General features: G+C 40.0%; 8 protein-coding genes. 4 read left to right on the top strand and 4 right to left on the bottom strand.

Translation table 11 applies throughout. The features are described 5' to 3' along the window. The first annotated feature begins 484 nt into the window (after positions 1-484). Positions 485-2200 carry a Na/Pi cotransporter family protein gene (locus BO222_RS11570; protein ID WP_075820915.1) on the top strand — a complete coding sequence of 572 codons (1716 nt, stop codon included), beginning with the start codon at positions 485-487 and terminating at the stop codon, positions 2198-2200. Between the two features lie 155 nt (positions 2201-2355). Here the strand turns inward: BO222_RS11570 and BO222_RS11575 are convergent, their stop codons facing one another. Both BO222_RS11575 and BO222_RS11580 read right to left on the bottom strand, forming a co-directional pair. Then, the gene (locus BO222_RS11575; protein WP_075820916.1) at positions 2356-3462 is read right to left on the bottom strand and encodes an ROK family protein; all 1107 of its coding nucleotides are present in this window, start codon (positions 3460-3462) and stop codon (positions 2356-2358) included. Positions 3463-3580: 118 nt separating this feature from the next. After that, positions 3581-4612, bottom strand: coding sequence for a zinc-dependent alcohol dehydrogenase (locus BO222_RS11580; protein WP_198932081.1), 1032 nt, complete (start codon positions 4610-4612; stop codon positions 3581-3583). A 204-nt stretch (positions 4613-4816) separates the two neighbouring features. Between BO222_RS11580 and BO222_RS11585 the strand changes: the two genes are divergently transcribed. Further along, positions 4817-5377 carry an NADPH-dependent FMN reductase gene (locus BO222_RS11585; RefSeq protein ID WP_075820917.1) on the top strand — a complete coding sequence of 187 codons (561 nt, stop codon included), beginning with the start codon at positions 4817-4819 and terminating at the stop codon, positions 5375-5377. A gap of 219 nt (positions 5378-5596) precedes the next feature. Here the strand turns inward: BO222_RS11585 and rnhC are convergent, their stop codons facing one another. After that, on the bottom strand, positions 5597-7153 hold the full coding sequence (rnhC, locus tag BO222_RS11590) for a ribonuclease HIII (RefSeq protein WP_075820918.1): 1557 nt from the start codon (positions 7151-7153) through the stop codon (positions 5597-5599). 90 nt (positions 7154-7243) lie between these two features. On the opposite strand from rnhC, the gene BO222_RS11595 reads away from it, so the two are divergent. Both BO222_RS11595 and BO222_RS11600 read left to right on the top strand, forming a co-directional pair. Further along, a complete protein-coding gene (locus tag BO222_RS11595; protein WP_075820919.1) occupies positions 7244-7798 on the top strand; it encodes a CvpA family protein in 555 nt (184 codons plus the stop codon). Next, positions 7767-10094, top strand: a complete 2328-nt coding sequence (locus BO222_RS11600) for an endonuclease MutS2 (protein WP_143357031.1) — start codon at positions 7767-7769, stop codon at positions 10092-10094. Before BO222_RS11595 ends, BO222_RS11600 begins: the two co-directional genes overlap by 32 nt. Before the next feature lie 281 nt (positions 10095-10375). On the opposite strand, the gene BO222_RS11605 is transcribed toward BO222_RS11600, so the two are convergent. Then, on the bottom strand, positions 10376-10630 hold a 255-nt coding region (locus BO222_RS11605), incomplete at its 5' end, for a transposase (RefSeq protein WP_075817320.1).

Genomic DNA, 10630 nt, shown 5'->3' on the forward strand with positions numbered 1-10630 from the left:
ACGTTGTTCAGTATTCGAAGACAAAATCATTATTCATGAGGCTGATTCGAAAGCAAATCAGGGATATAAGTTATTCAAGATTAAAGTCCCTGAAGAACTCAATTTAGGGTCTAGGTAGAAAATTTTTGGGAACTACAGTTTACAAAAACCTGATAATTCAGATTTTTGTAAATGCAGTAACAAAACTGAAATATTTGTATGATTAAACGCTGATGGGTTTTAATCACTTTTTAAAATTTGGTTTCTTCTTTAAGTAAAGCTCTTAGTAAGTCAAATATTCTTGATGCTATATTGAAATTGATAAAAAGTGACAGAGGCAGCCAATTTTAATATTGAAATTTTGTTTTCTGTTATAAAAAATGTTTACATAAATTTTACAAAAACCCCTTGTTGGCAATCGGAATTGAAAAAGATCGGATGATAGAATTATTGTGATTTAAATGGCTGAAATTCAGCAGTAATTTCTGCGAAAGGAATGTAAAGAATGTCTATTGAAATTGTTCAATCGATTCTGCTTTTTGCGGGCGGTATCGGGATGTTCGTTTACGGCATGCAGGTCATGGCCGACGGACTGCAGCAGGCAGCTGGTGAAAAAACCAGACGCATGCTTGAAATACTGACAAGCAACAGAATCATGGGTGTACTTCTTGGAGCCTTGGTCACAGCCATCATCCAGTCTTCAGGAGCCACAACAGTTATGGTTGTTGGATTTGTCAATGCGGGGCTGATGAGCCTGTCTCAGGCAGTAGGAGTCATTATGGGGGCAAACATCGGAACCACAATGACGGCCTGGATTGTTTCCATGTCTGAATGGGGAGCTTTTCTGAAACCTGAAATGATCGCTCCCTTGTTATTGATTATCGGAGTTGGGATTCAGATGGCCAGTAAACGGGATCGAGTCAAGCAGGCAGCGGATATCCTGATTGGTTTTGGAATCCTGTTCATTGGATTATCAACGATGTCAAATGCGGTTACTCCATATTCGGATGCGCCAATCTTTACTGAAGTTTTCCATATCATTGGGGGAAACCCATTGCTTGGTTTAATTGTCGGGATGCTTGTTACGGCAATCATGCAGTCATCTTCAGCATCGATGGGAATCCTGCAGACTCTGGCTCTGACTGGGATTGTCAATTGGGGATCAGCAGTGTTCATTGCTCTGGGACAGAATATTGGAACCTGTGTAGTGGCCTTAATCTCAGCGATTGGTGCAGATCGCAATGCGAAACGGGCAGCAATGATTCATCTGGAATTCAATACGATCGGATCACTGATTTTCGGTGTTGCTGCTTATATTGTTTTCCTATTTGTTCCAGGTCTGGCTCATTCTGAAGTGACTTCGACTTCATTAGCCCTGTTCCATACCAGCTTCAACGTATTAGCCACTCTGCTTCTTCTGCCGGCTGCTAACTGGTTAGTTAAACTTTCTGGAATTCTGATTCCGAAGCAGGAAATCATGGATCATACTGTTCGTCTGGACGCTCGTTTATTAAACCAGCCAGCAATAGCCCTGGCGGCTGCCGATAACGAAATCGTACATATGGCTCAATATGCCTTGGAGAATATTTCATATTCCAGAGATGTGTTATTAAATGATGAGAATTATGAAAAATTGATGGAAAACGAGGATAAGGTGAATAAGTTTAATAATGAGATCAATTTATTCTTATCCAAACTGAAGACGACCTCAATGACCTCGAAACAGCAATTAAGATTAAAAAATTCGATTCTGGCCCTTCGAGATATTGAGCATATTTCAGATCGCTGCAAAGAAATAGCCAATGAATCCAGAGACGTTATTCATCCAGTACCTTTCTCAGAACATATTGTTGAAGACGTAAACTCTATTTCTGCTGAATGTTATAAAGCGGTTAAGTATGCCATTGAAATTTATCAGAGACAGGATCCTGAGCTGATTAAGAAGGTCAACCGCTATGAAGATACGGTAGACGCCATGGAGCGAAAGATGAAAAGAAAACGTCTTCAGAAGCTGGAAGCTCATAATACAGATGTCATCAACTCCATTAAATTTCTCGATGCGATGGACTGCTATGAACGTATCGCAGATCATGCAGAACGGCTCGCTCACTATATCGCTATTGAAGAAGGTGTAGAACCGGGGACGACTTCAATGAAAGATAAAGAGACTGAGCTTTCAAAACGGTTGGACGATTCAGCTGAAGCTGAAATTGCCATATGATGCGATAGCGTGACTTTGCTCAGATGTTAGTAATTCAAGTCTGATTAGGAATGGATAAAACGGATAACTAAAAAAACGGTGCTAAGTAAATATATTAGTACCGTTTTTTGCTTTATATAGTTATCAATACTCCAAAATTCATGAAGGAGATTTTCTTATTTCAGTGACTGAATATTATGAAGAATGAACAGTTCTGCTGCTCCAATCGCAGGTGCTAAATGCTCTTTAGAAGCAATACGCAAATAGTCTGGATTCCGATCGAAAAGATCCAGAGGTTTAATTTTATTGTTTAGTCTGGAAAGATCACTTTTTATATAATTGCTAAGCGGTCCTCCGATCATAATGTCCATATCAAATGCCATTCTCAGGTTGGAACACAGCAAGGCCAGAGTATCAAGCAATTCATCCCACCGTTTAGACTTTACCGGATCAGAATTATTTGAAATATCCTTCATGAATTCATTCAGAGTCTGATTGGTACCTTCTAACAAAGAACTGGTTGAACAGTACGGATCAGCGCATCCCTTTTTGCCGCAATAACAGGTCTTACCGTTAGGATATAAAATCATATGTCCAAACTCACCGGCCCGGAAATGATCTCCCTGTGCGATTTGTCCTTGATTAAACAGAGTTCCGCCAACCGTTCTACCAAGATTTAGAAAAATGAGAGAAGCCTCTTTTGGGAGTCTTTCTGCCAGTAAAGCAGCATTGGCATCATTTTCAAATAACAGCTCTACTGGCATGACTTCTTGAAATCCTCCAAGAGAATAGTTCTGTAAATCAAGCACATGAGACTTTGTTAAGGATCTGGCTTTTTTATTGATGATCCCGGGAAGGGCAATTCCACAGCCAAGTAATTTTGGATGCTGGGCGTTTTTTGCTAAAAAGTGTTTGAACTGTTCGGAAAGAAACTCCAGGTCTTTCTGAGTCCCAGTAAATGAATAGGGGATCTTGACTGATCCCAGAATACTTCCCGCAAAATCGAGCAAGACAATGTTGATGTTGGATTTGGTAATTGAGATTCCAGCTGCACTGGCATATTGAGGATTCAAAGCTAAAGCTGTTGCTTTCCTTCCGCCGGTTGATTCAAGCATCTGATCGGGAATTAATATTTCTTCATCAATCATGCTGCTGACATTCGATAATAATGTTGGCATGCTGATGGAGAGTTCGCTGGCAAGCTCAGCTTTTGTCGCATTATGATGAGAGTATAAGTATTCGGCGATTCGGGAACGCACCGATTGGTTTTGCTTTTTGGCCATCTTTTTTCAACCTCTTTTTAAAGTATACAACTTGTCTGAAAATCAAAAAAAGCTGCCAGGCAGCTTTTCAGGATAATTTTGGATTACATCGCAGATGACAAAAAATGAAAAATATAGATTATTTCTGAACATCAATAATGACTTTCATCGTCGTCTCCCGATTGTCATCAATGTACTGGTAAGCATCAAGAAATTTTTCGAATGGGAATTTCTTGGAGATCAATGGCTCTAGAAGAACTTTATGGTCTTTAACCAGCTGAATTGCATCAACATAATCATCATGGCGGTACATCATTGTGCTTTTGAGATCAAGTTCATGATCGTTAGCAACGGCCAGATCAATATTTGCTTTTTTGGAAAATACAGCAACCAGTACAATCGCGCTGCCTTTTCTGGCATGAGCGATTGCCTGCCCCATCGAGATGTCGTTTCCAGCACAATCATAAATGACATCCGCTTTGTCTGGACCAAATGTTTCAAGCATTGCTTCATTGAAATCTTTCTTAAGAGTATTTACACGATAATCGATACCGCATTCTTTTGCTTTGACTAAACGCATATCGCTGATATCAGTAATCATAACTTTCCTGGCTCCCATTCCTTTGGCGCTCTGAGCTACAAGATTTCCGATCGGACCAGCTCCCATTACTATCACATCCAAACCATTTATGTCTCCCATCTGTTTTACAGCATGGACAGCAACTGCTAGAGGTTCAATCATAGCTGCCTCTTCAAAAGATAGTTCTTCAGGAACCGGAGTGACATACATTTGATTACAAACAAAGTATTCTGAAGCTGTTCCGGTTGTCTGAAATCCCATCACTTTCAGTTCTTCACAAAGATTGTATTTTCCGTGTCGGCAGGGATGGCAATGACCGCAGGTGACCTGAGGTTCAATCGTAACTTTCTGACCCGGCTTTAAATGCTGGACAGATTCTCCAACTTCAACAATTTCACCGGAAACTTCATGCCCCTGAGTGACTGGATAAGATGTAAAAGGATGCTGCCCATGATAAACGTGAATATCAGAACCACAAATCCCGATGTTTTTGATTCGGATTCTTACATCATTCATTCCGGTTTCCGGTACTGGTACATCCTGAAAGATAATCTTACCTGGTTCAATCATGACCTGTTGCTTCATATTCATTTCTTTTTTCTCCTCGATTTATATAAAGTTCTTTATGTATGTATCCATCATAGCGACTTCGAATACATATGTTAATAACATATATAAAATATTTTATAAAAGACGAGAATTAGACGAATAATTTATTCATTTCGGTCATTCATATCCTTTTCGCAATTTAATCATCGTTAAGATGAAGTTATAAAGAAATTGAGGTTGATCTCTATGAAAAAATTATTATTGATTCCTGGATCATTAAGAAAACATTCGTTTAACAAAAGTCTGGCAATGATTGCTGAAGAATATTTGAAGACTAAACCAGAAGTTGAAGTATCTGTATTGGATTATTCCAAACTGCCTGTATTGAATATGGATGATTCATATCCATTCCCTGAAACAGTCAATGAAGTTCGAGAAAAGATCTCTGAAGCAGATGGTCTCTGGTTTTTCTGTCCTGAATACAATGGAAGCATTCCAGGCGGTCTTAAAAATATGCTTGATTATGCTTCTCTATCCTATGAGAGAAATAATTTTGCTTCTGGATCTCCACTAAGAGGTAAGTTTGCAGCTCAGAGTGGAGCTGGCGGAAAAATGGCAACTGCTGGGGCGCAGGCTGCATTAACTACACTTCTAAAACGATGCGGCTGCAAAGTCATGACAGAAGACATGGTTAAAATTGCTGTTCCAATGGAATCGTTTGCGAGTGGAATTTATGAGCCGACTCCAGAAGTCAAAGAAGAATTGATCAAGGAAGCAAATGCCTTTTTGACGTTTATGGGTGAATAGCAAGTTATTGCAGACTGAACTGAAAAACGAATTTAGATTTGTCTGAGAGCATAAAGTTGTAAAAAACAAAACTGATAAAACTTGAAAATAAATCATGAAAACAGGGCCCGAATCGTAATGATTCTAAGCCCTGTTTTGTTTGATCTAATTCTGATGTGTAGTAAAGGAAGTTTAGAAAGTTGAGGATAACAGAAAGTAGATACTGATATCCATCTTTTCTTAATCTCTTAATCCTTTTTTAAGACTCATGTTAACATGCATAATACCAGCATCATCAAATGGTTCAGAAGTTACTTTAAATCCTTCTTTCTGATAAAAAGGTATAGCATAGGTCTGTGCTTCCAGGATAATCTCATCCGCATGATGCCGATTAAAAAGATCTTCTACAGCCTGATGAAGTAGTTTTTGTCCAAAACCCTGTTTTCGGACGGTAGTGATTACTCTTCCGATATGCCAGGTATTTTCTTTGTCTGAATCTGGATAGATTCGCAAATAGGCAAGAAGATTGCCGTTCGAATCTAACATCTGATAGTGAATTGCTGAATAGTCGATTCCATCAATCTCTGGATAGGCGCATTGTTGTTCAACCACGAAGATATCCACTCGAGCCTTGAGAATTTCATAAAGTTCTTTCAGACTCAGCTCGTTAAATGTTTTTGAACTGATTCCTATTGATTTATCATGGTCTGAATCTAATTTCTGCGAAGAATTGAAGGCATTGGCCTGATGTGCCTTTTCCTTGTTATCAATATTTTCAAGACTTATATGGTTTGATTTTTGATTGCTTGTTAAATCGGATTGAGTCTTTGTCTGATGGGATGTCGAGATCTGCGCGTTTTCATCATTCTCAATCTTTAGAGTGGAGAATAGCGAAAGAGGAGCCCCTTCCTTATAATCATCTGCACCGATTTTATTCATATTCGCAAAATGGATTTTTGCTACATCTCTTAATTGCTCAGGAGAATGTTTTTTAAGGAATTCAATACCGGATTGATCAGCCTGTCTTCCACCGCCTTTATTGAAGGTGACTCCATATTTATCGGACATATCATCCATGACTTTTAAGAATCTTGCTCTGGCGATGACTGAAGCCGCTGCAACAGCTGGATATTTGCTTTCAGCCTTTGTTTCAAAATGGATGTTTTTTACTACATCATTTACATGGACATTGGATAAATAGCGAAAATACGTAGCAGGCGAACAAAACTGGTCAATGATAACCTGTTCAGGTAACTTAACCCCATTTTTGATCAGATTCAGATAGGCCTGATTGTGCAGCATGGAAACAATGACTTTTATATTTTTGGTCTGTTCATGAATCTGATTGTATTTTCTATTTGTCGTGACTAGAACGGAATGGGGAAGCATTTCTTCAAGGATCGGAGCAATCAGCTTAATTCTTGAATCAGTCATCGCCTTTGAGTCGGTGACTTTTAGCTTTCTGAGCTCTTCAGCTGTTTTTTCATCAGGAACTACAGCAGCACAGACAACGATCGGTCCAAAGAAATCTCCTGTTCCAACTTCGTCGCTGCCTGCCTGAGGATAACTGGAAATTTTTTCCATTTTTTCAGCTTTTTGGACTTTGAATTGTTCATCATCTGGTTCATCGAGAAAATCCAGATCATTTCCTGCGAAAACGACTTTACCGCTCTTATAGGCGCTGATGATAATTCCGCTTTTTGTTTTAATCTGCCATAAGGTATTGGCAGGTTGACTTTCTTTTTGTATGAATTTTTGAGTTCTCTGATACAGATCATCAATCTGTTCCTTACTCATTACTTTAACTTTAGTAGCCATGTTCACAGTGTAACATAGCAAAGTCAACCAACCGGTTTGAGCCAAAAGTTAATGTGATAGAATGGGTTCATGATTACTTTACCAGTTGAATATTTCCCATATGTGAGCGGAGCGCTCGCTTTGATTGTTGTATTGATGCTGATCCGCGGCTATGCCAGGGGATTTCTGTTTCAGATCATCGATCTGGCGACGCTGGCTTTAACTCTGTTCTTATCCTGGCCGATCGGCCAGGCTTTGGCAGGACTATTTCCGCTGTTCAATCTGCCTTCAATTACAGAATGGCAGAACTTACTCCTGAACCAGGTTTCCTGGTTTTTAATCAGTGTGTTTGTGCTGAAAATTTTATTTTCAATTTTATATGCGACTGCCGGTCTGTTAAAAAAGATCAAAATCTTTGGCTGGTTAGACCGCCTGGCCGGACTTGCATTAAGTTTTGGCGAAGCCTATTTACTCATCGGGTTAGTCGGCCTGTTTTTACAGATGCCATTTATCACCAATGGAATGCAGTATGTAAACTCCATTCCTTATATGGATGTTCCAATTCATACTGTGGATAACCTAATTGAAGTTTTCTCGAAAGGAGAGATCAGCTTTGAAACACTCAAAGATGCCATCCTTGAGTGAGCTTAATGAAGCTCTTGAATACAATGAAGTTCTGACGCAGATCGCCGCATTTGCGTCTTTTTCACGATCGGAAGATAAAATCCTCCATTCACTTCCAAAAGATTCGCTCTATGAAATACAGGAAGCCTTAAATCGATGCAAACAGGCAGCTGCTTTCTTACAGGCAGGCGGTGACTTATCGATGGGAGGAATATCTGATATTACTCAGGCTGTTAAGGCAGCAGCGAAAGGAGTTACTTTAGATGGCTCTGATCTGATGGCTGTTGCTATGTTTTTGGCAGCCTGCCGGGATATAAAAAAGACTTTTTCAGAAACAGAAGATCGCTATCCAATTCTTACCGAACTGGCGATGACGATTGATGAATGTTCGCGACTGTTTGAGAAAATTATGGATCAGATTGATCTGTCAGGAGCGATCAAGGAAGATGCAAGTGCTAAACTGCGCTCTCTTTACCGCAAAAATACGCAGCTGAGAGCGGATTTAGCCGCAAAGGGAAAAGCATTCGTTACTCGAAACGCTGATTCCTTAATGGAAAATATGACGACAACCATTCAGGGACGAATGTCTGTTCTTTTGAAGGCTTCGGATAAATATAAATTCAGAGGAATGGTGCATGGTTCTTCATCAAGCGGACAGGCTTTTTATGTTGAGCCGGCTGAATTTGTTGAACTGAATAATGAAATTCAATCTAATCGAATGGAAATTGAAGAAGAAAAGAAACAGATCTTAAGAGAGTTATCCAGAATGGTTAAATCCAATGCGAATGCCATTCTTTCTGATCTTGAGACCGTTTCAGTCATTGATGTCGCATTTGCAAAGGCCAAATGGATGCTTGCCCATGATGGATGTATTCCTTCCATTCATCCATCATGCCGATCCATTCAGATGGAACATGCCATTCATCCACTGCTTGAACAATCAAAAGCTGTACCGAATACTTATGAACTTGATGAGAACCAGAAGGTGTTAATGATGTCAGGACCCAATATGGGTGGTAAGACAGTAACCCTGAAGACTATTGGTTTATTCGTCGTTTTAAGCCATGCCGGCTTTCCGCTTTCTGCTCACAAGGTAAAAATCCCTCAATTTGAAGGAATGTATTTTGATATTGGGGACAATCAGTCCATTGAAAACAATCTATCGACTTTCTCTGCTCATGCGGCAAGGCTTGCAAAAATCACGCAGGCAGCAGATGATAAAACGTTTGTTCTGCTTGATGAAATTGGAAATGGTACCGATCCGCTCGAAGGAGCCTGTCTGGCCCAGGCGGTGTTAGAAGACTTAAATGCCAAAGGAAGCCGGGTTGTCGCATCAACTCACTATGATGAAGTCAAAGCGTATGGTAAAAGTGATCCTTCCATTCTTGTCTCATCCGTGGAATTTGATCCAGAAACATTGAAACCGACGTATCGCTATTTACCTGGAATTTCAGGTGCAAGTTATGCCTTTGACATTGCTGAATCCTTTCCATTTGAACCTTCAATTCTGCAAAGAGCCCGGGCATTAAAACAAAGTAATCAGTCTGAAGTTCAAAAACAGCTTAGCCAGCTTGAAAAGGAACAGCTCAAAGCACAAAAGAAGCAGGAACGATTTGATGCTTTAATTAAAGATGCTCATGAACTCCAGAAAAAAGCTGCCCATGAAAAAGAAGTTTTAGAAAAGAAGAAAAAGCGTCTGGATGAGGAGTATGAAGCCAGACTGAGCGCTGAGCTGGATGCCCGTAAGGAAGAGGCTCGAAAGATTCTTAAAAAAATACGAAAGATGAATGGAGCCATGAATCATGAACAGATTGAGGCGATGGCTCAGATTGATCAGCTTCGGCCAGATCAGAAACAGGAAAAACGATCAGTGGATGAGTCCTTAAAACCTGGGGATTATGTTCATGTTGAAATCCTTGATGGTCATGGTGAAGTCGTTTCTGTTAAGAAAAAAGAAGCAGTTGTCCTGGTTAATGGAAAGAAAATTACGGTCTCCAAGGATCAGCTGACAAGAATGAAACGCCCTAAAGTAGAAAAGAGTATAAAAGCGCATAAGGATCGTACCTTTGAAGCTTTCCCGCTTGAACTCAATCTGATTGGCATGAGAGTCGAAGAAGCTATGCGCTCTTTGGATCATTATCTTGATCAGGCGGTCGTTCATCGTATTAAAAATGTTCGAATCATTCATGGAATGGGTACTGGAGCCCTGCGAAATGCCGTCTGGGATGATCTCAAGCGCAGAAATTCAGTGTTGAAATATACTTCAGGCGGACCAGGGGACGGTGGTTTAGGAGCTACGCTTGTTGAACTGAAGTGATGTTGCGGATTGTATTGATATTATAGAAAGCCTATGTTCTTTAGCTGCAAAGCTTTGATGAGTGGATCCTCGCTTTTGCCAACAGTCCTTACCTGTTGTGAATTAACTGATAATCTGGGGCTGTTAAATTTCGACTGATTTTTCATCAGCGAGATTTACAGCCCCTTTTTCTATGCTTTTTATCTGATTCAATCCTGTTTTATGATGTGTTTTTCCGCTCAAGTCAATTTTTGAACGCACTGAAAAGAGCCAAAACTCAAAAAGACTGTTTATAATCTTTTTCAGATTTCGCTTTTCTGCTCCTTTAATTTTCCATAACGTTCGAGTTCTGGGCAACTCATCCGATTTCTGTTGTTTAATTTTCTGATATTGTGTCCCATGGCCACAATAAGCACCTCAAATTTTACGTTTTCCAGTCCCCGGCGTCTCAATCGGCTGTATCTGTAGTTTTCTTTAAGATCTCCGAAGGTTCCTTCCGCCTGAATGCTCCGGCTGACCATAATCTCATGTCCTGCATCTGAAGACATGTTCTCCCG

The sequence above is a fragment of the Ileibacterium valens genome (assembly GCF_001945525.1).
In the GTDB taxonomy this organism is placed as follows: Bacteria; Bacillota_I; Bacilli_A; order Erysipelotrichales; family Erysipelotrichaceae; genus Ileibacterium; species Ileibacterium valens.